Origin of the sequence: Rhodoferax sp. TS-BS-61-7 (genome assembly GCF_002943465.1) — a bacterium.
GTDB lineage: Bacteria > Pseudomonadota > Gammaproteobacteria > Burkholderiales > Burkholderiaceae_C > Allorhodoferax.
The window spans coordinates 273,098-295,581 of the sequence record NZ_PTQY01000004.1; the positions used below are offsets into that span (position 1 = coordinate 273,098).

A 22,484-nucleotide genomic window follows, 5' to 3' on the forward strand; every position below is an offset into this window, starting at 1 on the left:
CGCTCACAGGTCGGCGCACAGGCGCCCCGGATTGAACAGGCCCAGGGGGTCAAACGCCGCCTTCAGGCGTCGGGTGATCGCATCCTTGGCCGCGTTTTTGGCATCAAATTGGCACCCAGCCCTTATGGAATCTGCGCGAGCAGCTACAAAAACAGTAGCATTCCCACCGGCTGCGCGGGCCGCAGTCTGCAACTGGGCACCGGCCTGCTGGGGCGCCCAGAGCCAGCGCAGCCCGCCCTGCCATTCCACCAACTGTGGCCAGGGCAGGTCCAGCACCGGTGCGGTGGGCGCCACCGACAGGCGCCATAACGCCAGCTCGGGCGCAGGCGCGTCGGCAAAAAACGGCAGGCGCTGGTCGCGGCACAGGGCCCAGTCGGGGCCGGCCTGGGCGTTGTCCATGCGCTCGCCCGGCACCTCGGCCAGCATCTTGCGGCAGGCCGCCTCTACCGCTGCCACGGCACCACGCAGGCGCACAAACAGCAGGTCTTGCCCGCCACCGGGCGCCGTGGGGTCATGCACCCAGCAGCTGGCGTTGAGCGGCAGCGGCTCGCCACCCCAGCGGTGCAATTGCTCCAGCGCCGTGGCCTGGTCCAGACCAAACACCAACGTAGCCTCGGCCGGGGCCACTGGCAAGACCTTGAGCGATACCTCGGTGATCACCCCCAGTGTGCCCATGGCACCGGCCATGAGGCGCGAGACGTCGTACCCCGCCACGTTTTTCATGACTTGGCCGCCAAAGGTGAGGTGCTCGCCCTGGCCGTTGATCAACTGCAGGCCCAACACATAGTCGCGCACGCTGCCCACGGTGGCGCGGGCCGGGCCGGCCAGGCCGCTGGCCACCATGCCACCTATGGTCGCTACGCTCCCTGCGGTGGCGCCACCGTCCATGAAGCGCTCGCCCAAGGGCTGCGCGCGGGTCGCCACGCTAGCGCCAGACCAGGCGAAGTGGGGTGGCTCAAACGGCAGGCACTGGCCCTTTTCGGCCAGTGCAGCTTCCAGTTCGGCCAGCGGCGTACCGGCCGCCACGGTCACCACCAGTTCACTGGGGGCGTAATCCAGGATGCCGGTGTGGCTGCGCGTGTCGAGCAGCTGCGCGGGCTGGATGGTGCCGACAAAGTCTTTGCTGCCGCCGCCACGGATCTGCAGCGGGGTGCGTTCGGCCACGGCGGTGCGGACCTGGTCCAACAGTGTTTGGAGAGAGGGTGCGGCTTGCATGGCGCCGATGGTAAGGCGCCACCCCGCCGCTGGGCGTGAATTTTTTGGCGCCTGCACCACCAAAAATTTGGCAGCGCTGGGCCCGCGTTCAGTCGACGAAGAAATTGACCGGCAGACCCGGCACGTCCACCCGCAGGGAGAACACCGCACCCGAGAGTGGCATCTGCGCCAGCTCGGCCGCGCTGCGGCCGTGGCGGGCCGTGGTTACGTACAGGGTCTTGAGGTCTTCGCCGCCAAAACAGGGCATGGTGGGGCACTGCGCAGGCACCGCGATCTCGGCCAAGAGCGCACCATCGGGGGCGAACTTGCAGATGCGCCGGCCCTCGAACATGGCAGCGTAGTAGTTGCCCTCCACATCCACGGCCGCACCATCGGGGCGGCCCGCGTAACTGGTGGTCTCAAAGGTCCAGCCCGCCGGCTTGGGCGCGCACTGCTGGAAGCTGCGTTGCCCATCCAGGGTGTTGGTCTGCAAGTCGTAGTCCCAGGCGTGCACCACATGGTTGGGTGTGTCGGACCAGTAAATCGTCTGGTTGTCGGGGCTCCAGGCCAGGCCGTTGCCGGTCAGGGCACCCGCAGCATGCTGCACCACCTCGGGCAGGCCACGGCGGCAGTCGATGGAAAACAACGCCGCCGCGCGGCTGGCCTTGGGTTCGTCGATGGTGCCGACCCAGAAGCGGCCCAGCGCGTCGCACTTGCCATCGTTGGCGCGGATGACGGCCGTGTTGTAGGGCAACGTGACGATGGGCTCCAGTGCTCCGCCCCACTCGCGTGCGCGGAACACGCCGTGGCGCAGCGCCACCACGAGCCCGCCCGACGCAGCGGGGGCAATACATCCGGGCTCGGTGGGCATGTCCCAGCGCTGCACCGTGCCCATGTAGACATTGGCGCGCAGCAGAGCTTTGCCCGGGATGTCGACCCAATACAGCTGCTGTTCGTGCGGGTGCCAAAAGGGCGACTCGCCCAGCTCAAAGAGGTCTTGGCTCAAGGCTTGCCAGCTCATACCGTGCGCTCCACTTCAATACGCATTTCGCACGAATAGGTTTGGCCCGCCTGCAAAATGACCACGCCCAGGTCCTCGGCACGCGCGCCGGTCTGGGTCATGAGGTTGAGCGCGTTGTTCACATGGCTGACCGGCTCCACGGCGATGTTGTCGCGCTGCGGGTGGGTGTAAACCACCAGGTGGCGCAGCGCCGACGACACACGCACGCGCATCACGCTGTCCTGCAGGGTCAACACGCCGCCCCAGCCATCAAAACAATGGTCCACTGTCAGCGCTTCCACGGTCTGGTGCAGCCCAGGGTGGTCCACGCGGTGGGTGGGGAGTTTGTCCGAACCCATCTCCCAGCGGCCGGTGGCCGAGAACTGCACTTCGGTGCCCGGGCGTTTGGGGAAAAACGGGTGCCAGCCCAGCCCCACCGGTGCGGCCACGGGCGACTGGTTGGTGATGGAGAGCGACATCTCCAGCGCCCCGGCTTCCAGCTTGAAGGCCTGGGAGCAATCAAAGTCAAACGGCCAAGCTGCATCGGCCCGGTGCTCCAGCGACAGCAGTGCAAAGGTGTCGGACGACTCCAACACCGCCCAGGGGCGCTGCCAACCCACACCGTGGATGGCGTGGGGCTCGGGGTCAAAGTTGCGGACCAGCGGATGGCTGGTGCCCGCCCATTGCAGCTGGGCCTGGCCAATGCGGTTGGAAAACGGCACCAGCGGGTAACTGCCGGACTGGCGCACCGCCTGCATTTGCGCGCCGGGCACGGAGCTCAATACGGGATCGGTCCCCAACCACAGGCCGGCAATGCTGCCGCCCAATTCAGGCTTGATGTCGCACAGCAAATCGCCGTGGCGCAGGGTGAGTGTGGAAGTCATGGCGGGATTGTGCACCGCGAAGCGGCCAAAAAAAGGCCCGGTAGGACCAAAGTCCGACCGGGCCGATGTCTCAAGAAGAATTGAAACTAGTTCGTAACCGAATCCTGGGGATTAACGGTTGTAGGCTGTTTCGCCATGGCTGGAGATGTCCAGACCTTCGCGTTCGTCTTCTTCGCTGACGCGCAGACCAATCACCAGGTCCACCAGCTTGAAGGCGATGAAGGAAACCACAGCAGACCACACGATGGTGACCAGCACGCCTTGGGTCTGGATCCAGACTTGGGTGCCGATGGAGTAGCCTTCGGCCACTGCATTGGTCACGTAGTCGTACACGCCAGTGCCGCCCAAGGAAGGCGAAGCGAACACGCCAGTCAAAATGGCACCAACGATACCGCCGACGCCGTGCACACCGAACACGTCCAGGGAGTCATCGGCACCCAGCAGGCGCTTCAGACCGTTCACACCCCACAGGCAGGCAAAACCGCCCACCAGGCCGATGATGATGGCGCCCATGGGGCCCACAAAACCGCAAGCAGGGGTAATGGCAACCAGACCAGCCACGGCACCGGAAGCGGCACCCAGCATGGAGGCTTTGCCACGGGTCAGGGCTTCACCGGTAATCCAGGCCAAAGTGGCGGCAGCGGTGGCCAACAAGGTGTTGATGAAGGCCAGGGCGGTCAGGCCGTTGGCTTCCAGGTTGGAGCCGGCATTGAAGCCGAACCAGCCAAACCACAGCATGGCAGCACCGACCATGGTCAAAGTCAGGCTGTGAGGGGCCATGGCTTCTTTGCCGTAACCAATACGTTTGCCGACCACGTAGGCACCGACCAAGCCGGCAACCGCGGCGTTGATGTGCACCACAGTGCCGCCCGCGAAGTCCAGCGCGCCCTTGGCCCACAGGAAGCCGGCTGCGCCCACCACTTTTTCCAGCGACGCAGCGTCAGAGATCGCGTCAGGGCCGGCCCAGTACCAAACCATGTGTGCCATGGGCAGGTAGCTGAAGGTGAACCACAACACGCTGAAAGCCAGCACGGCGGAGAACTTGATACGTTCGGCGAACGCGCCAACGATCAGTGCGCACGTGATGGCGGCAAACGTTGCCTGGAAGGCCACGAATGTCAGTTCAGGAATGACCACGCCTTTGCTGAAGGTTGCTGCCACGGATTCCGTGGTTACGCCCTTGAGGAACAGCTTGTCCAGTGTGCCAATGAATGCACCGTCGCCACCGAAGGCCAGGGTGTAACCGTAGACCGCCCACAGGATGTAGATCAGTGCACTGACCACGAACACCTGCATCAGCACGGACAGCATGTTTTTGCTGCGCACCAAGCCGCCGTAGAACAGGGCCAGACCAGGCAATGTCATGAAGATCACCAAGGCAGTGGCCGTGGTCATCCAGGCGGTGTCACCTTTGTTAGGGACCAGTGGAGCCGCAGCCGGTGCTGCAGGAGCCGCCTCAGCCGCGGCGGGTGCCGGGGCAGCAGCAGGAGCCGCCGCATCAGCGGGGGCAGCAGCGGCCGGTGCGGCAGCCGCGGGGGCTTCGGCGGGTTTGGCGTCTTGGGCCAGGGCAAAGGATCCGGCCGTCAGCAGGCTCAGGCCCAAGGCCAGGGAAGCAAGCAATTTTTTCATGTTGTGGGCTCTCTTTCTGGTTACAGCGCTTCTTTGCCGGTTTCGCCGGTACGAATGCGCACAACCTGTTCCAGGTTGTAGACAAAAATCTTGCCGTCGCCGATCTTGCCGGTGCGGGCAGCACCTTCGATGGCTTCGATCACGCGGTCCACCAAAGCGTCGTCAATCGCCGCTTCAATCTTCACCTTGGGCAAAAAGTCCACCACGTACTCTGCACCGCGGTACAGCTCTGTGTGGCCTTTTTGACGACCAAAGCCTTTGACTTCGGTCACGGTAATACCTTGCACACCAATGCCAGACAAGGCTTCTCGCACCTCATCGAGCTTGAACGGTTTGATAATGGCCGTTACGAGTTTCATGTGTTCACCTCAGCTTGATAACAGTTGAATACAGACACCGGGTCTGGCTGGTCTGCCTCTCCATACGTCTGGAGATACACCCCATAAAGCAGAAGGCATGCCAAGTTAAAAGTCCCTCAAATCCGCGGGGCCGCGCCCCAAATGGCGCGGACTGGAGTAACATACCTGTACATAAATACAGCATGCACAGCATTGGTGCAAACACACTGCATGCACTGTGATGCGGCGCACCGTTTTGGGAGTATGGGTCCATGAGCTTGTCTTTGGTGCAGGGGCGCGCCCTGCTGGGGCTAGACGCGGTGCAGGTCACGGTGGAGGTGCACCTGGCCAATGGCCTGCCCAGCTTCAGTCTGGTCGGTTTGGCCGATGTGGAGGTCAAAGAGGCGCGCGAACGGGTGCGCTGCGCCATCCAGAACAGCGGGCTTGAATTTCCCCATAACAAACGTATTACCGTCAATTTGGCCCCAGCGGACCTGCCCAAGGACTCCGGGCGGCTGGATTTGCCGATTGCCTTGGGCATTCTGGCGGCCAGCGGTCAGATCGACGGAGCTGCCTTGGCCCAGTACGAGTTTGCCGGCGAGCTGTCCTTGTCTGGCGCACTACGGCCGGTGCGCGGCGCCCTGGCCATGGCACTGGCCTTGCGAACCGCCCAAGTAAGCACCCGTTTGGTGCTTCCGCCCGAGAGTGCGGAAGAAGCGGCGCTGGTGCCAGACTCCCATGTGGTGCGCGCACGCCACCTGCTCGACGTGGTGCGCCACTTTGCCCCGCCGCCCACCGGCGATGCGCCAGCCCTGCCAGAAGACCCCGAGGGCTGGGTGCGCATCCAGGGTGCGCCACCCGGCCTGCAGCTGCGCGGCCCCGACATGGCCGACGTGAAAGGCCAGGCCGGCGCCAAACGCGCCCTGGAAATTGCCGCCGCTGGCGGCCATTCATTGTTGTTGGTAGGTCCGCCAGGCTCGGGCAAGTCCATGCTGGCGCAGCGGTTTGCCGGGCTTTTGCCCAACATGGACACCGACGAGGCCCTGCAAAGCGCCGCCATTGGCAGCCTGTGCGGCCGTTTTGCCATGGAGCGCTGGGGCCAGCGGCCCACCTGCAGCCCGCATCACACCGCCAGTGCCGTGGCCCTGGTGGGCGGTGGTTCACCACCGCGCCCGGGTGAAATTTCGCTGGCCCATCACGGGGTCCTGTTTTTGGACGAGTTACCCGAATTTCCGAGAGCAGCATTGGAAGCCCTGCGTGAACCGCTGGAGACCGGCAGCATCACCATCGCCCGGGCGGCGCGGCGGGCCGAGTTCCCCGCACGTTTTCAGCTGATTGCGGCCATGAACCCCTGCCCCTGCGGCTACCAGGGCTCGCCCAGCCACAGCTGCCGCTGCACACCCGACCAGGTGCACCGTTACCAGGCCAAGCTCAGCGGCCCCTTGATGGACCGCATCGACCTGCACATCGAGGTGCCCGCCCTGCCCGCCCACGAGTTGCTGGGCAGTCCGGCTGGCGAGTCGACCGACCGCATTCGCGCCCGCAGCAGCGACGCACGCCAACGCGCGGTGGCACGCCAAGGCGTCCCCAACCAGGCCCTGAACGGTCAAGCCATCGACACCCACACCCAGCTCGATGCGGCGGCCAGCAAATTCCTACAGGCCGCGGCCGCCCAACTGGGCTGGTCGGCCCGCAGCACCCACCGCACGCTGAAGATCGCCCGCACCATTGCCGACCTGGCCGGCGCCGACAGCACGGGCCTAGCCCATGTGGCCGAGGCCATGCAGTACCGCCGGGTGTTGCGTGCAAGCAGTTAGCTGGGTCGCATAAACGCTATCTTATTGATAGCTGTTTGCGCAGCATCCATGCGGGCTAGATGCCTATTTTTCTTGCATTTTGTGCCGCGCAAGAATTTTGGCATACGTGCCGTTCTTCTGGATGCGGGCCAGGCCGCTGTTGAAACGCGCCAGCCACTGCTGCGCCTGCGGCAGCTGGCGCGAAATGATGAGGTACAGCTCCACCGGGTACTCCAGCCCTAAGGTCAGGGGCTTGAAACGCAGCCCCTCGCGGCGCAGGTCGCGGGTCACAAATTCGGCCACCGTTTCGCTGCTCCACACCGCTTGCACCCGCCCACGCTGCAGCATCTGGAAGCAGTTGAGCATGTCTGGTGGACGCTCCACGCGGGCTTGCTGGCTCTCGATAAAAGGCGCCACACGCGCCATGTTGTAGCCCTGGGGCACGCAGATGGACTTGCCGGACCAGTCCATCGGCACTTCGGCTTCAGACGGTACAAAGATACGCACCACGTCGGGATACAGGGGCTGGGAAAACCAGAAGTCGCGCTGGCGTTCTTCGTTCTTGACGTAGGGGAAGGTGGCGGTGTGCAGGCCGTTGCGGGTTTCCATATAGCCGCGCTGCCAGGGCATGAAACGCAGCTGGGCGGCAACACCCTGCTCCTTGAACGCCGCCACCACGACTTCAGACAAGACCCCCATGGCAGGGGCCTCTTCACTGGAAAACGGTGGGTAGTCACCCGTCACCAGTTCCACGCTGGCGGTTTGGGCCTGCACTGGCAGCGCCAGGCCCCAAGCAGTGGCACAGAGCGCAAGAAACCGGGCCCCGGCAAACAGGCAATGGCGCATCGCAAACCTCACGGTCGGTCGGTCAACGGTACTCCCTGTTGGCGCAAGTATGCCAGCACCTCGCGGCTCACAGGGCCAACGGCGCGGGCCTTGTCGGCCATCTCGGCCGCGGGTGCGGTTTGACCCAACGCGGCCAATGACACCGCCGCCCCCAGAAGCCAACGCTGCTCGCTGGGGCGCGATTGCAAGGCCGTGGTGTAGGCAAACACACTGTCCTGGTGGCGGCCCAGACGTTGGGCCGCATTGGCCCGCAGCGCCCATAATTCAGGCTGGTTGGCCAGCAAAGGCTCCAGGCGCAACAACATGTCCCACACCGCGGCGGGCCGGCCCTCGGCCAGCTCCATGCGGGCGAGTTCACGGACCATGGGTACCAGCGTATTGGCAATACCGCCACCCTGGTTGCTGCGCTCTGCCGTCGCCACCGCCTCCTGCAGGGTGCTGATGGCGGTGTCGCGAGAGCCACTCGCCCACAAGGCTTGGGCTTGGGCCAGCGCCTCTCGCCCGGCCTGCTGTTGGCGTGCACCCGCAGGCACAGCCTCGGCCACAGGCAGCGGGGGCTTGGCTGGTATCTGGGCGGCCACAGGAGCCACGAGGGTGGGTGGCACTGCGGCACTGGCGCTCGCCACCGCCGCTTTGACCGCAGAAGCTGCGGGCAGGGTCACCGGTGTTGCCTGCGGCAGCGCGGAGGACGGGCTGGACAAGGTCGCATCCATGCGCAAACCCACACTGAGTGGCGCCTTGGCAGAGGCTGGTGCGGTAGGCAAAGGTGGTACGGTGCTCACGGCCACGGGCGCAGGCATCGGGGAGGCAAGTGCAGCGGGCTCCGGTGCGGGGGGCACAGGCTCCACTACAGGAGCAACAGCAGGAGCCGGGCTAGGCGCTTGAACGACAGGTGCGGGCACGGACGGTGCGGCCGGGAGCTGCTGCTGAAAACTCCACCAAACCAAGCCGCCAGCCAACATGGCAGCCACAGGCAACAACGCGGTGGCCCAGCGCAGGGCGGGTGAGCGGCGACGCACCGTGGGCGGTGTGGCCACGCTGGTGGTGTCACGGCGCAACAGATCGGCAGCGCCTGCGGCCGGGGTCTGGCGCTGGTCCAGGTCGCGCAGCATTTTGTTGATCACACTCATTCCGACTCTCCTTGTGCGCTACGCAGCCCACGCGCTCCAGCTCCGGGCCACAGGCTGCGCCACCAAGGGCGGCGCAGCAGCACACCCGGTGTGTCCCGCGCAGCCAAACGCGCGTGCGCAGCGCTGACCCGGTGCTGGTCCTCCCCATATGCCAGCATCAGGCATTTGTGCGCGAGGATATTGATCAGCCGCGGCACACCACCGCTGGCTTGCGCAATCGCGCGAGCCGCCGCTGGCGTGAACACCTGGGTGTCGGTGGACTCGCCCAAGGCGGCCCGCTGCAAGCGGTGCGCCAAGTAGCCCGGCACGCGCTGGGCTTGCATGGGGCCCAGGTACTCGCTGAAAGTAATGCGCTGCAGTAGCTGGCGAATTTCGGGCCGCGCCAGCTTGTCGTCCAGGTCTGGCTGGCCCAGCAGCACCAGCTGCAGCAGCTTGCGTTTTTCGGTCTCCAGGTTGGAAAGCAGGCGCAGGCTCTCGACGGTACGCACCGGTATGGCCTGCGCCTCGTCGATACACACCACCACCCGGCGCCCCTGTGCGGCCTGCTCCAGCAGGCACTGGTTCAGCGTGGCCATGATCTGGTGGCGTTGGGGCGGTGAGGTGATGGGAAGCTTGAGCTCGGTGGCCAGGGCCAGCAAGAGCTCGTCCGGGCCCATATTCGGGTTGGGGATGTAGGCCGTCAGGCACTCGCCCTGCAGGGTCTTGAGCAGTTGGCGGCACAGCACGGTTTTGCCACAGCCCAGCTCGCCCACCACCTTAAGAAAGCCCTCACCGCTGCGCAAGGCCACCAGCAGCATGTTGAGTGAGGCCTGCGCGCCCTCGTGGGCGAAGAAAAAATCCGTATCCGGTGTGATGGAAAACGGGGCCTCCCGCAGCGAAAAGTGCCCCAGGTACATTATTTGGCTTGGTTGCCGTCGATCTGGATCACCCGGGCACGGGTGGCGTCCATGTCGTCCAGCGCGGCACGGGCGCGGCGGCCCTGAGCGTCCCAGTCGGCCGCGGTGCGGATGATGGTGGGCTTGATCAGCACGATCACTTCTTTCTTGCGGCCTTGCGTGGCGCGGTTGCCAAACAGGGCGCCCAGGCCCGGCATGCCGGTGGTACCCGGAATGCCCGATGCGTTGCGGCTGGACTCCAGTTGCATCAGACCACCAATCGCCACAATGTTGCCGTCCTGGATACGCACCAGCGTGTCGGTTTCATTCACCGCGCTCGACGCCAGCGGCAGGCGGTAGTTGCCCACACTGCCCAGGTCCACCTGTTTGGTTTTTTCGGTCACTGTGGTGAGTGAGGGATGCACGTGCAGGGTCACATTCACACCGTCGTCAATTTGGGGGGTCACGTCCAGCGAGATGCCTGAGAAAAACGGCGTCAGAGTGACCGTGGGCATGGTCGTCGTCGTGCCCGAACTGGAAGAACCGCTGCTGGAGGTGCTGCCACTGGTGACGGCGGTCACATAAAAATCGTCCGACCCCACCTTGAGCACAGCCTTCTGGTTGTTCATCGTCGCCAAGCGCGGGCTGGACAGGGTCTGCACATCGCCCTGGGTTTCCAGGAAACCCAGCACTGCACCAAACTGGCTGGTGGCCAGTGCCAAGCCGAACAGGCCACCACCGCTGGCAACGGCCGGAAAAGCCACTGCACCGTTGATGGTGGTGGTTCCCTGCACAAACGCGTTGGTGCTGGAAACACCGCTGCCAATGACGCCCACGGCGGCCTGCCCGTTCACATCACTGCCCATGGCGCCCCAGTTCACACCGCTCTGGTAACCATCGCGCAACTCCACCTCCACCACTTTGGCTTCGAGCATGACCTGCCGCTCCACCGAAGCCTGGGTAGCTTTCAGAAACTTGTCGACCTGGCGCAGCTCTTCTGGCATGGCGCGCACGGCCAAAATGCCGGCCTGCGGGCTGGAGACCACATTGCGTCCTTCGCCGGTACCCACCAGGCTGCGTACGGAGGCGGCCAGCTCACCCCAAAAATCGGAACGCGAGGTGGTGGAGACGCGGCTGTTCTCGGGCTGCTGTGCTGCTGTGCCGGCATTGCTGCTGGAGGCCGTGGTACCGGTCGCAGAGCTTTGCAGTGCGGCGCCCGAAGACACACGCAGCTCACTGCTGCCCGAGCGCAAGGAGGTCGGGTAGTTGATGGTGAAAATTCGTGTTTGCAAGGTCGGTGCATACACAGTGATGCGACGGCCATCGACTTTGAAGTCATAACCATAAACATCGCGAATCGCCTCCAACGCCTCGGTCACCGTGACACCACGTAGCGTGACCGACAGCGTGCCCGACACGTCAGGGTGCATCAGCATGCTGTAGCGGGTGTCGGCCACGATGGCCAAAAACACCTCACGCGCCTGCGCATTGTTTACCAGCAAGTCCAAACGGGGTTCGGGTGGCAGGGCCACGGGAGGCGCTGCGGGCTCGGCTAGCGCGTCGGATACCTTGGCTGGCACGACCGTCGTAGGCATGGGAGCCGGAAGCTCGGCACGCACCGCGGCACTCACATCAGGGGTCCGCAAAGGGCGGTCCAGCGCCGCGCAGCCGCTAAGCAGGCTCACCCCCAGCAGGGACCACAGAGCCAGCGGGGGGCGGAGCACGGGTGTCAGGGTGGACGTGTCAAATTCATTCATGGGGCGGGACTTCACGGTTGCACTCCTTCGCAGGGAGCTGCGGGTGTCACGGCTTGCTTGGCGGTCGCAGACGATGATTTGGTTCGGATGCCGGATTTGGCGACGGGTGTTTTGCAGGGGCCCAAGGGCTTGGCAACGCTGCGCTGGATGCCGCTGAAGCGTGATTGTTTGGTGATCTGTTTGCCCTCACGCAACCAGATTTCAGTTTCAGTAATGCGCTCCAGCCTCGCATTGCCAACTTTTTGACCAACCGCCACCAGCCGCGTGCCCACCACCAAATAGGGTTTCCCATCCTGTACCACCACGGCCGTTGCAGGGGCTGGGGCCACTTTGCCAGGCTCATCGGGAAGCGTGTTGGCCTCGGGCGGTGCCAGCGTGGGGTCGCGCAACTCTTGGGCAGACACCAGACACGCCAGCCACAGCATGCAAGCACCCGCTAACATGCGCGCTGCACCGCGCCCCATCCGCGTCATGGCTGCACCTCCAGTACAAACACTTGCAGGGTCAGCTCGGGCGGCTGCTTTTCGCTACGCAGTTGCATGGGGCCCCAGCGCAAATTGGGCAAGGCCTGTTCCAGGCTCGTTACATACTTCACCAGCTCCGTATAGGGGCCAGACACCTTGAGTTCGACACCGCGGCGGACGACGCCAGTGACCGCAGCGTCTTTGCCCGCGGCAGCATCGGCGGCCAGCGTGGCAGTGGACACTAGACTCAGCCCGGGGCGACGGCGCAAAAACTCCGCCAGTACGGGTTCCAGGGCCGGACTGCTGCCACCCGCGGCCGCGGCCACCTGGCTCTGTATTTCAGCCAATTGTTGCTGCAGCGCCGCCAGCTCGGTGCGCAGGGGCAAGTTCACATCGATCGGCGTAGGCGTGCTTTGCAACTCGGTACGCAAGCGCTGCAATTCGGCGTTTTGTGCCGCATGCTGCTGGGCTTGCAGTTGGTGTGCCCCCATGGCGGGCGACAACCAGAGCGCATCGGCCAGGGCCAGGCAAAGAGCGATGAGCGAGACAAATATGAACGCCCGTTCGCGCAAGCTCAGCGCATTGATGCGCGTACTTTGCTGCAACCACCACTGCTTCATGGGGTACTCCCTTTGGCAGGTGCAGCCTTGGCCGTCGGCTGGGCACTCACCAGGGTGAAGGACCAGACCTCACGCCCAGCAGGCGCGGTGCCAGCAGCTACCGGCAGCAGACGCGCACTTTGCACTTTCACAGTTGCCAGGCGCAGTCCCTGCATCAAGGGACTGAAGGACAAGCGGTTGACCCATTCGTTCAGGGCAGAAGGCTCCAACGTGTAGCCAGCTACTTCGAAACGCGTTGCGTCCGCCTCCACACCGGTGACCCAGACTTGCCCGGGAATACTGCGCGACACCAGGACCAGACGGTCTGAGTGCGCGGAGCCGGATGTCATGCGACCGTCTTGCAGTGCCAGCAGCACCTTTTGCTGGGCTTGCACCTGGGCGCGCACGTCTTGCACTTGGGTTTGCAGCTCCGGACTCAAGGGGGCAGCGCTGACCGCATGGGCTTGCAATGCAGCCTTGAGATCCGTCAGCTCCTTGGCCTGGGTTTGCATGAGCTGCTGCAGCCCGGTGGCCGCACGGTTCAGGTTCCAGACCCAGGCACCGCACAGCACACCACCAACCACCACGAAGATGGTGAGGGCTTGCACCATGGTTTGCGCAGAGAAATAGCGCTTGGGCGCCAACAGGAGCGGGGTACACAGATTGATTTGCTGCGGCATGGCGGGCTCTACAGAGTACGGCCTTCGGTGCGCAACAGCACGCCAGCCAAAGGCAAGCAGTACGCGGCATCGGCTGTGTCAGCGGGCGTCAGCCCCTTGAGGTGGGGGGTGGCGTCCAGCACGCCTACGGTTTGGCCAATTTCACGGCTCAGCCATTCAGCCAGTTCTTGCGAACGCGCACCAGCAAAAACACGCACGCCAGCGAGGGGCAGTTGGGTCCAGGAACGCTCCCACAGGTCCAGCGAGCGCTGCACTTCAACCACCAGCCGTTGGGCGCGCTCGTAGTCCGCTTGCGCGCCACTGTTGGCAGCAGCACCGCCCACAGCAGACGCACCGCGCGCATCGGAGTAGTCGTTTCCGTAGGCCACGCCACCCACGCTGTAGTCGGGCACGTACTCACTGACCGGGGTGTAACTCTCGGTGGGAGCAGCAGCATCGCCCTGCCCCCAGGCCATGGTCATAAAGCCTTCCTGCAACTCCAGGCGGCGGGTGTAATACAGCTCCTCGTTGGCACTGATGGTCAACATCGCCTGCTTGTTATCGGTTAGCACCAGCGCCGCCGTAGCCCGCTCCAAGCGGCCTTCACTCTGGGCCACCAGGCTCTGCAGGTTGCGCTGTGCGGTTTCCTGCACATCAATGACGCTCACATCCCAATGCAGTGCCTCGGCCAGCGCCATGGCGTCGCGCACCACGGCACTTTTGGCAGCCACCACAAACAGGTGTGCCTGGCCTTTTTCCTGGCCATCACCCAGGCGCATCACGTCCAGAGTGATGTCGTCCAGGTGGGCATCGACCAGCTCTCTCACTTGGTAGCGGGCGGCGGAGCGCAGTTCCTCCGGCGGAACGGCGGGGGCATCAATCTGCAGGAATTGGTACTGCTCTGGGCGCAGCATGATGTGGGTACGCAAGCCCTTGAGCCCCAGGGCCTGTAGGCGGTGCACCAAGTCTTCGCGACTGTCGATGCCTTGGCGCTCGACCCCCACGCGGGTGACCTCATATCCTTTGCCGGCAGGGCGTGCCTGCAGATACGCCAGGGTTTGGTCGGCCCACGACACGATCAACAGGTCACCGGAAGACTTGCGTTGCCACGGCCAGCGCATGGTTAGCGGGCCCTCCGGGCGGGAGCAGGCAGTGTGTGGTGGAGCGTTGCTTCGATCATGTGAGGTGACAGGCAGAGCGACTTGCTCTCATTTTAATGAGCTGGTTGCGCAATCATGACAGCCTTCGGAGGCAGTATTTCACATGAATTGAGAAATACTGGACCAGATTCAATAGTTCTCCCGGCGATACAGCAAGGGACTGCGATAGACGCCAAAAGTAGCGCGCCCTTTGGGGTTGGCAACCGTACCGGTCCAATTGAACTGCAACCAGGCCGGCACGGTGGCCGTGACATCCACGGAGCCTGCGATCCCCGCACCCGGGGCTTTGAGCCAAAGATTGAAGTCGCCCGCAAAACCAGCCACCCCACCCTCAAGATAACTGCGGCCGGCCACCGAAGGGGCTGCAGCACAACCAGCGCCACTGTTGTTGCCCGCCTCCATGACACAGGTGTTTGCCACGATGTCGGGGGTCCCCACCGCAGTCAAAGCCAATGCGGCGGTTGTACAGCTGTCTGCCGTGTGGGTAACCCAGCCGCTGGCGGCGCTGGCCCAGTACTCGGCGCGAAAGACCATGGGCAAATCCAGCCGGTCCGAGCCCAGGGCGTTGGCGAGCCGGGCACGTCCGCTACGAATTTCGGTCGTGCCCTCGGTAGCAGTGGCTGCTGTGCCATCGGTCCCCGTGGCAGAAGACACGCCATCCGTGTCAGTCGCACGCAGCTTGAGCGCCCCCGGAGCCGTGGTCTTGCTGGTAAAGGTAAACACAGGCGCCAGGGTTGCCACACCCGCAGTGAAGCTCGATGCAGCCAATGTGGCGGGCACCATGCCCCCCACCAGGCCATTCGCATCAGACAAAGTCACCACCCTGGCAAAAGTGGGGGTGGTATTGGCCGTTCCATCGTAGTTCACGGTCACATTGCCGGCACGGTTACGGGCACGCACGATCGATGCAAAGGGCTGCGCAGAGTAGGAGTAACTTCCTGCTGCGCACCCCTGAGTGACCAGCGTCGCAAAGTGGTCTGGAACAAAGGTGCCCACCGCGCCTGCAGTGCCCGTGTTGCCTGTCGCTGTGATAGCACTCCCCAGGTAGCTGGCACTGCTCAGCGTGGCGCTCAGATCGATGGTGCCCACTTCGCTCCAGTTCAAATTGCTCGCAGTTGCGCTACCCGCGGTGAAGGTGCCCAATGCGCCCGAGAAACTGCCGTTGGACGCCCCCACCCCCGTGGGGGAGGCCTTGGCAAAAGCCAGAACCACGCTCTCTGGGGAAGTTTCTTTGCCAAAGTTCGGGGTCGCAGCGTTCACATTGTTCTGCGCAGACACCGTGGCACTGAAGTTCACCCCGGCTTTGAGCGGTGCCGGGGTGATGCCACTAAAAGCGAATTTGGCCGGGGCTGCAATAAAGATGTCAGAACCGGTCATGGTGACGCCAGCGGTAGTCTCCTGGGCCGACAGGGTGACCCGCCCCACATCAGCGTATTGCACGCTGGTGGTAGCCACACCCGTGGCATTGAATGCCAAACTCACCGCCTGCCCCGTGGCATCGCAGGCGGAGGTGGCTGAGTTTGCGGCATTCAAGGCACTGCCGCCCACCCGCACTGGCAGGGTGCCGGTGGTCGGGTTGGTGTAGGCACAGGTAAAGCTCAAGCTGCGGCTGGTGTTGGCATAGGCCGGCACACAGGCAGCGCTGCTGTCTGACTTTTTGACCGCTCTTACCGTCACAGACTGGCTGATTTCAGCGACATGGTTGGGTACGTCAAACAGGTACCCAGCCTCGACAAAGTTCAGGTTGGCATCGCAGCTGGTGCCCACGGTGTAGTCCTGCGACACACACACGGCGGCAGTTCCCGAACTCTCGGTGATGCCGCCGGAGTTGAGGTTGATGTTGAGGCTTTCTAAAAAAGTATTGGACAAGCCCAGTACCACGGTGGACTCGTTGCTGAAGGTGTAGCTGCCATTGCCGCTGCCGGAGTTCACCACCGGGTTGATCGTGGAGACACTGGACCAGTTGCCATGCCCGGTGTTGGTGGACATCTGCATGGTGGTACCCGCCAGGCTGATCAGACCGTGCGTGGCATCGTGGGCCTCCACGGTGATACTGGCCACTGCACCGCCGCAACCCACCTGCTCCCCCGTATGCACGATGTGAAAGTGATCCAGCGAGGTGCACACAGGGCGTGTCAGCGCCATGTCGGCCGCGGCCTGGGTGGCATTGATGTCGATGGGGTAGATATACACCTCGTCAATCGTGCCGTTGGCACCATTGGCTGACCCGGTGTTGGGCAGTACGCCCGAGGTACGGTTGTCTCCGATATAGAGCGTGCCAGGGGTTGCAATGGCGCCGGTGGTGGTGGTGCGGTAGGGCGTGGTGCCGGTCGTGTTGGCCAGCACCCCATCGACAATGATTTGTTGCACCGTCTGGTTGGTACCCGGCGTAAAGGCCCAGCTCACGGCAATGTGGTGCCAAGTGCCCGCGCCAAAAGTGTACGCCGTGGAGGTCTCCGCCGTGCGCACCGTTCCGCCACTGTCTGTGACCGCAAAACGCAGGGCACCGGTAGAACGCTTCATGAGGAAAAAAGGCTGCGCCGCCGTGGTGGTTGCATCCAACAGCATGGCGTTTGCGGAGTTCCACGCCGCATTCGATTTAAACCAAAAACTGACCGCCCCACGGTTGACCGGAACGATGGGCGTGGATACGGCATCCACCGTCAGGTTCAGGGTGTTGTTGGTAAAACTACCGCCCCGGCACAACCTGCCCGCCGCGACACTGGAACTGAGCCCAACTTTGCTGGCGTGCTGCGCATTGCCGGAGGTGTCTTTGATCTCCCCCGCCACACCCAACCACACCCCTTCGTCAAAACGGTATTCGGCGCTCTTGCCCGCCAGCTGATTGGCCGGATACCAAAGAATGGCCGTCCCCACCGCTGTATCAATGAAGTTTTGGTTATAGGCGTATTGCGTGTAGTCGGTGGTACTGAGCTGCACACCTACCGCCGCCCCCACCCCGGTGGTGGAGCCGGTGGTGTACTGGTAGCGGAAATTCCCATTCACGCCGCTGAGACTGGAATACAAAGCGATCTGAAAGCTGTAACGAGTGCCCGCATTGCCGTACAGGGCTACGTTGTTCCAGGTGATCACAAATCGCTTTTGCCCCGACCCATCGGTGAGAAGCTCATGCTTGACGGACGCATTGGTAATGCCGCTGGCCGTGCCGGCAATGATGTCGACCCAATACCCAATCATGAGTTTGCTGGGAACGGCATTGGCACAGCCGGTGAAAGCGGCACCGGCAGCGGTGATGGGCAGGGCCTGCGGCGTGTAATCCCGGTGAAAACCCGACACATCGGCGCCAAAAGCCAATATGCCGTTGGAATAGGCCCTCACACTGGAGTAGTTGACACCGCCAAACGTAAAAGTGAATCCGGCCGGGAAAGTAATGTCGGCCCAATCGTCATCCCCGTTCGGATAGGAGGTACAGGCTGGTGAAGCTCCGCTGGCATGCCAGGCCACACTGGCCGCGGTGCCCGAGGGCGTGTCGTACGCAAACGTGTCCGAGCGGTAGGCGTAGGTTGAGGTCTGCGCCACGGCACCTAGCCCCAGCATAAGCATCACCGCCCCAACGCCCAGATGCCGGAGCCCGCGACCGATCAAACCCGCAAGTGTCGGAATGTGCATCTCATCGCTCCATGGCAGCGGAAACACTGCGTTCTATATTGCCGGCTGCCGCAGTGGCCCGGAACTGGTAAATCACCCGATTGCCGCTGTCGACATAAGTATCAGAGGTGCAGGTGACCGCCACATTGAATCCTTCAATCGTCAGATTATTGATAGCCGCCGGACAGGCGTTGTTCTGCATCACGATGCCAACGCCCCACTCCAACCCGGCACGGGCCGCCCAGTAGGCACGCGTGCCCTGCACATCCTGGGCGTGGGTGAGGTGCTGTGCATTGGAAAAGCTGACCATAAATCCACCCAGAGCCGCCAGCACCACCAGCAAAAACAATGCGGCCATGGCGGCAAACCCCTGCTGAAACCGCGATGTGGTCATGGCGTGCTGCTCACATGGACTTCGCTTTGTAGCGATACAGTTTCCGCCGAGTCAGTAATCTGCACACTCAGCGAAATCAGTGCGTTGCGCTGCAGGTCCACCGCCGCGGCCACAAAGCTGCAGGCCGTGACATTGCGCGCTAGGCTTGGCGATGCGGCTAGCGCCGCGGCGGTCGGACACGCCGCAGGTGCCGGGTACGGCAGGTTGCGCACGTAGCGGCGCAGCGTGCCGTCGCCAGGGCAGGCATAGCCCACCACTGGCTCTGCAGCGGGCACCACATGGAAGCGGTTGCTGGCAGAGGCCAGGGGAAATTTTTTGGCGCTGATCGGAATCGAGGTTTCAGGCGGTGTGCCCGCCACCACCGGTGCCCCCGACACGGTGGCCGTATTGTCATTGGCATATGCTGTGGCACCGGCCACGTCCAGGTTGTACACCACCACCAGATCGCCCGCTGCAATGCGCTGGTCCGCAGGCAAGGCGCTATTGCTGCCTAGCAGGTTGAACGCGGTGTCCGCCGTTGAAAAGTCCAGGCTTGTGTTGTCCCCCGCCACCAGCTCCTCGGTACGGTAGCGGCCTCCGGTTTTGGTGGGAATGAACTCGATGCACTGCGCTGCAGGGGTACGAATGCTGTTGGGCAAGGCCACGCGCAAATCACGTGACACGCGCCGCAAGGTGGTGTCCGCCACATCCGTGAGACCGGCGCGGCGGCCGCTGGCCAGATACGCTTCGATGGGGTTGCGCATAAACACCGCCACCATCCCCCCCACCACGCCCATGATCACAATCACCATAATCAATTCGATCAGGGTGAACCCCTGTGCACGATGGAATGGTCGAGACCGGGGGATCAATTGTTGCTCCTGTAGCCGACCAGGGATACCGTGCCCCCAGGACCGGTGATCGACACCGTGACGCGCAAGGCCGGTATGCCATTCCAGTTGGCCACGGCCAGCACAGCCACCGCAGGTGAGGCGTTGTAGCTTGCCAACGCAGCAATCGCAGTGCCTTGGGCATCCACCATGCCGGCAGCAGTGGTGTAGCCGTTGTAGTCGGCCACGTCATCGAACAGGGCACGATTGGCACCTCCATAGCCGCCCACTGGATTGGCGAAATCTTTTTGCAGAATCTCTTCCATCAGCGACTCGGCCAACGCCACGGACTGCTTGGTGAGCATGGGGTCGGCACTGGTGCGTACGACCTGGTCCGACACCGCCAGAATGCCGGCCAAACCGGTGCCCACCACCACAATGAAGAAGATCAGCTCAAGCAGGGTAAAGCCTCGATGCGAGCGCTTAGTCATGCACATAACCGGTCACCTCTTCCACCGTGATGGTGCGGCCCGCATTCACCACCTGCATGCTGCGCACCAAAGGAAGCGCGATTGCCGGCAGCGCCTGGCCCAGGCCATCAAAACGAAAAGCGGCAGGCGCGGCCGTAAACGCTACATTCACCGGCGCCTGCAGCACCAGCTCTCCAGCCGGCCCCGCCACTGCGGTGTCACAAACATTGCTGGCCTCCACCGAGGCACGCGTCAGGGTCACCGTGTTGATAGTGAAGGCCACGCAAACCACTCGGCGCTGCGCAATCGCGGTCTTCTGCGCAAAGCGCAGGGCCGCCAGGGTCTGGTCATGAAACCCGCGAGCCTCAAAGTCACTGCGGTTGAACACGCGCGGCGCCGCAAACACCGCCAGTACCCCCAGCATCACCATCACCATCACCAGCTCCACGAGGGTGAAGCCGCCTTGGAATAGGCCGCGCTGTCGCACCGCGGGTGCGGCCAACCATCGGGTAATCACAGGCTGGAAGTTCATTTGTTTGCTATGTTTTTACTAGCTGTTCGCGCAATATCCACGCTGCGCAGAGCCCTATTTAATCACTTTTTTGGCGGACAATGTGCGGTCCAACGCAGCAGGCGCACAGCTTAACCAATCCATGACCCCCGTGCCGAATTCTTCACCCCCCGCACCGCCAGCCAGCCTTGTGACTCCTGCAGACTCGGGTGGTTCCCGCGCGGTCACTGGGGTGCTGGCCGTCATGCTGGCACTGGTACCCATAGCGGGCATGCCCTCAGAGCTGGTGCTGCAAGACACACTGAAGTCCGCCATCGTCAGCACCGGCACGCTGGCGGGCCTGTGGGTATGGTGGTGGGCGCAGCGCAAGCAGGACTATCTGACCATTCAGTGGCACGGCATTTTGCTGCTGCCACTGGCCTTGATGGCCTATGCCTTGGGCAGCATGCTGTGGTCGCACACCTACCTGGCGGGCGTGGAGGCGGCGCGCTGGGCTGTGCTGGGACTGCTGATGTGGCTGGTAGTGCAGGCCGCGCATCCCGGCCACTGGATGCGCCTGGTCTGGGGCATCCACTGGGGGGCAGTGGGTGCGAGTACCTGGGCAGCCGCGCAGTTTTGGGGCAATTTGGAGTGGTTTCCGCAGGCGGCAGCACCCGCGTCCACATTCGCCAACAGGAACTTCTTTGCGGAGTATGCGGTATGCGCGCTTCCATTCTCCGTGTTGGCACTGGGGCAGACCTCCAAGCCCGCTTGGCGCCAACCCATGGCCTTGCTCGTGGCATTCCAAGTGGTTGCACTGATGGCAACCGGCACCCGCTCCGCGCTCCTGGCCTTGTTGTGCATCACACCAGCACTCCTGTTGGTGTTGTGGCGCTACCGCAGCCAGCTCGCGTGGGGGCAATGGAGCAAGAGATCATTGGTCGCTGTGCTGATCGTGGGGGTGATTGACGTGCTGGCCCTGGGCAGCCTTCACTCCCAGCATCCAGAGAGCCTGGGACAAAACGCCTTGAACCGCAGCTGGATGCGCGCAGCCAGCATGGCCGAAAAGACGGAGTACGTCGAGGGATCTTTTTCCTACCGCAGCATGATGTGGAAGGGCACCGCCCGCATGCTCATGGGCGAACCCTGGCTGGGTGTAGGAGCTGGCGCATGGGAGGTCTACATACCGCTGTTCCAAGGGCCGTCTGCAGACGAAGAGCCCGATTACTACGCCCACAATGAATACCTGCAACTGCTGGCCGAGTACGGATTGCCGGTTGGCGGAGGCGTACTCGCTGTGCTACTGGCCTATCTTTTGGCGGCGGCGCGCAACACTTGGCGGCTGCCCCTGAGCACCCCGGACGCCCCCTTGCGTGCAATTGCACTAACCAGCTTGCTGGCGCTGTTGGTCGTCAGCTTGGCGGGATTCCCCTGGCGACTGGCGGGCACAGGGGCCTTGCTGGCAATCTGCCTGGGGTTGCTGGCTTGCACAGACCGACGCTTGGTGTTGCCCGATTCGCTAGGAGGCGGCACACGCCACTTGGCGTTTGGCGCACGCACCTTGATGGGTGCGGGCTTGGTGGGTGCCAGCCTGCTGACCCTTAGCATTGCGGTGCAAGCCATGCGCGCTGAAACACTGATCATGCGCAGCATTTATGCCCTCAACCAGGCGGAACGGCGCAAGACCAGCGACCCCTCAGTCTCCGAACACTGGCACACGCAGGGCGTCGCTCTGTTGCAGTCCGGCCTGGCCATCAACAGCGACTACCGCAAGCTGATATCCATTCCCGCGGAGCAGTTGGCCAGCCTGGGAGATTGGCGAACGACTGCCGCGGTTTTGGAAAGCATTGCTCACTCGCGGCCCCATATTGCCAATGTGTGGAGCAATCTGGTGCGGGCGCATGCAGAGCTCGGACAGGCAGAGCCCGCTTTGGCGGCATGGCGAGAACTGGAAAGATTGCAACCCAACACCCCGCGTACGCGGGCCATGGAGCTGGTGGCGCTAAGCCGCACGGGACACGAGGAAGAAGCCGTCAATAAGTTGGCGGCGTATCTGGACCAGGGTGTGGTGGAGCCCGACCTGGTTTTGCTGGCCTACAGCCTGGGGCAGCGGAAGCGCCAATGGGCGCTGGTCGAGCAGGGCCTCACCTTGCGTGCAAACACCTGGCCGGACACGGCGGCGGACAGTTACTTCCGGCTTGGGAAAGTGTTTGCAGACGCTGGCAAAGGTTTTGAGGACCGTGCGCTGGCGGCATTCCAACGCGGTCTGCAGGCGGCGCCCCAGGGGGAGGTGTCCAACTACCGAAGGCAGGTCCCTTCCCCCTACCGCGAACAGCTATAAAAAAACCGCCCAACGGGGCGGTTTTGGGAGGCCATTCAAA

The 22,484-nt window shown here is 63.4% G+C and carries 20 protein-coding genes; 2 read left to right on the plus strand and 18 right to left on the minus strand.

The features are described 5' to 3' along the window. Positions 1–3 precede the first annotated feature (3 nt). The 5 genes from glcE to glnK form a co-directional block, all read right to left on the minus strand. Positions 4–1,215, minus strand: a complete 1,212-nt coding sequence (glcE, locus tag C5F53_RS12945) for a glycolate oxidase subunit GlcE (RefSeq protein WP_105261946.1) — start codon at positions 1,213–1,215, stop codon at positions 4–6. A gap of 88 nt (positions 1,216–1,303) precedes the next feature. Continuing rightward, positions 1,304–2,215: an SMP-30/gluconolactonase/LRE family protein gene (locus C5F53_RS12950; RefSeq protein WP_105261777.1), complete on the minus strand. Its 912-nt coding sequence runs from the start codon at positions 2,213–2,215 to the stop codon at positions 1,304–1,306. Beyond that, positions 2,212–3,078, minus strand: coding sequence for an aldose 1-epimerase (locus C5F53_RS12955; RefSeq protein ID WP_105261778.1), 867 nt, complete (start codon positions 3,076–3,078; stop codon positions 2,212–2,214). Before C5F53_RS12955 ends, C5F53_RS12950 begins: the two co-directional genes overlap by 4 nt. A 111-nt stretch (positions 3,079–3,189) precedes the next feature. Beyond that, positions 3,190–4,707, minus strand: a complete 1,518-nt coding sequence (locus tag C5F53_RS12960; protein WP_105261779.1) for an ammonium transporter — start codon at positions 4,705–4,707, stop codon at positions 3,190–3,192. A gap of 20 nt (positions 4,708–4,727) precedes the next feature. Continuing rightward, on the minus strand, positions 4,728–5,066 hold the full coding sequence (gene glnK, locus C5F53_RS12965; RefSeq protein ID WP_094476942.1) for a P-II family nitrogen regulator: 339 nt from the start codon (positions 5,064–5,066) through the stop codon (positions 4,728–4,730). A gap of 251 nt (positions 5,067–5,317) precedes the next feature. On the opposite strand from glnK, the gene C5F53_RS12970 reads away from it, so the two are divergent. Further along, positions 5,318–6,862 carry a YifB family Mg chelatase-like AAA ATPase gene (locus C5F53_RS12970; protein ID WP_105261780.1) on the plus strand — a complete coding sequence of 515 codons (1,545 nt, stop codon included), beginning with the start codon at positions 5,318–5,320 and terminating at the stop codon, positions 6,860–6,862. Between the two features lie 63 nt (positions 6,863–6,925). Here the strand turns inward: C5F53_RS12970 and C5F53_RS12975 are convergent, their stop codons facing one another. From C5F53_RS12975 to C5F53_RS13030, 13 genes are all read right to left on the minus strand, one after another. Beyond that, positions 6,926–7,687, minus strand: a complete 762-nt coding sequence (locus C5F53_RS12975; protein WP_161499928.1) for an ABC transporter substrate-binding protein — start codon at positions 7,685–7,687, stop codon at positions 6,926–6,928. A gap of 8 nt (positions 7,688–7,695) precedes the next feature. Then, the gene (locus C5F53_RS20270; RefSeq protein ID WP_161499929.1) at positions 7,696–8,817 is read right to left on the minus strand and encodes a hypothetical protein; all 1,122 of its coding nucleotides are present in this window, start codon (positions 8,815–8,817) and stop codon (positions 7,696–7,698) included. Continuing rightward, the gene (locus C5F53_RS12980) at positions 8,814–9,713 is read right to left on the minus strand and encodes an ExeA family protein (protein ID WP_105261782.1); all 900 of its coding nucleotides are present in this window, start codon (positions 9,711–9,713) and stop codon (positions 8,814–8,816) included. Before C5F53_RS12980 ends, C5F53_RS20270 begins: the two co-directional genes overlap by 4 nt. Then, positions 9,713–11,464, minus strand: a complete 1,752-nt coding sequence (locus C5F53_RS12985) for a pilus (MSHA type) biogenesis protein MshL (RefSeq protein WP_146097354.1) — start codon at positions 11,462–11,464, stop codon at positions 9,713–9,715. Before C5F53_RS12985 ends, C5F53_RS12980 begins: the two co-directional genes overlap by 1 nt. Then, positions 11,461–11,892 (minus strand): hypothetical protein, encoded by a 432-nt coding sequence (locus C5F53_RS12990; protein ID WP_161499930.1) that lies wholly within the window; start codon positions 11,890–11,892, stop codon positions 11,461–11,463. Before C5F53_RS12990 ends, C5F53_RS12985 begins: the two co-directional genes overlap by 4 nt. A gap of 26 nt (positions 11,893–11,918) precedes the next feature. Next, positions 11,919–12,533, minus strand: coding sequence for a hypothetical protein (locus C5F53_RS12995; protein WP_105261785.1), 615 nt, complete (start codon positions 12,531–12,533; stop codon positions 11,919–11,921). Next, on the minus strand, positions 12,530–13,192 hold the full coding sequence (locus C5F53_RS13000; RefSeq protein WP_105261786.1) for a PilN domain-containing protein: 663 nt from the start codon (positions 13,190–13,192) through the stop codon (positions 12,530–12,532). Before C5F53_RS13000 ends, C5F53_RS12995 begins: the two co-directional genes overlap by 4 nt. 8 nt (positions 13,193–13,200) lie before the next feature. Continuing rightward, a complete protein-coding gene (locus C5F53_RS13005) occupies positions 13,201–14,292 on the minus strand; it encodes a pilus assembly protein PilM (RefSeq protein ID WP_105261787.1) in 1,092 nt (363 codons plus the stop codon). 168 nt (positions 14,293–14,460) lie between these two features. Continuing rightward, entirely contained in the window at positions 14,461–17,961 is a 3,501-nt protein-coding gene (locus tag C5F53_RS13010) for a LamG domain-containing protein (protein WP_201740846.1), read from the minus strand. Position 17,962: 1 nt separating this feature from the next. Further along, positions 17,963–18,334 (minus strand): hypothetical protein, encoded by a 372-nt coding sequence (locus tag C5F53_RS13015; RefSeq protein ID WP_105261788.1) that lies wholly within the window; start codon positions 18,332–18,334, stop codon positions 17,963–17,965. Continuing rightward, positions 18,331–19,185: a prepilin-type N-terminal cleavage/methylation domain-containing protein gene (locus C5F53_RS13020; RefSeq protein ID WP_255413709.1), complete on the minus strand. Its 855-nt coding sequence runs from the start codon at positions 19,183–19,185 to the stop codon at positions 18,331–18,333. Before C5F53_RS13020 ends, C5F53_RS13015 begins: the two co-directional genes overlap by 4 nt. After that, positions 19,182–19,634, minus strand: a complete 453-nt coding sequence (locus tag C5F53_RS13025; RefSeq protein ID WP_105261790.1) for a prepilin-type N-terminal cleavage/methylation domain-containing protein — start codon at positions 19,632–19,634, stop codon at positions 19,182–19,184. Before C5F53_RS13025 ends, C5F53_RS13020 begins: the two co-directional genes overlap by 4 nt. Next, the gene (locus tag C5F53_RS13030) at positions 19,627–20,145 is read right to left on the minus strand and encodes a Tfp pilus assembly protein FimT/FimU (protein ID WP_105261791.1); all 519 of its coding nucleotides are present in this window, start codon (positions 20,143–20,145) and stop codon (positions 19,627–19,629) included. Before C5F53_RS13030 ends, C5F53_RS13025 begins: the two co-directional genes overlap by 8 nt. A gap of 169 nt (positions 20,146–20,314) precedes the next feature. Here C5F53_RS13030 and C5F53_RS13035 point away from each other — a divergent pair, with 169 nt between their 5' ends. Continuing rightward, the gene (locus tag C5F53_RS13035; RefSeq protein ID WP_161499932.1) at positions 20,315–22,444 is read left to right on the plus strand and encodes an O-antigen ligase family protein; all 2,130 of its coding nucleotides are present in this window, start codon (positions 20,315–20,317) and stop codon (positions 22,442–22,444) included. The last annotated feature ends 40 nt before the right edge of the window (positions 22,445–22,484 follow it).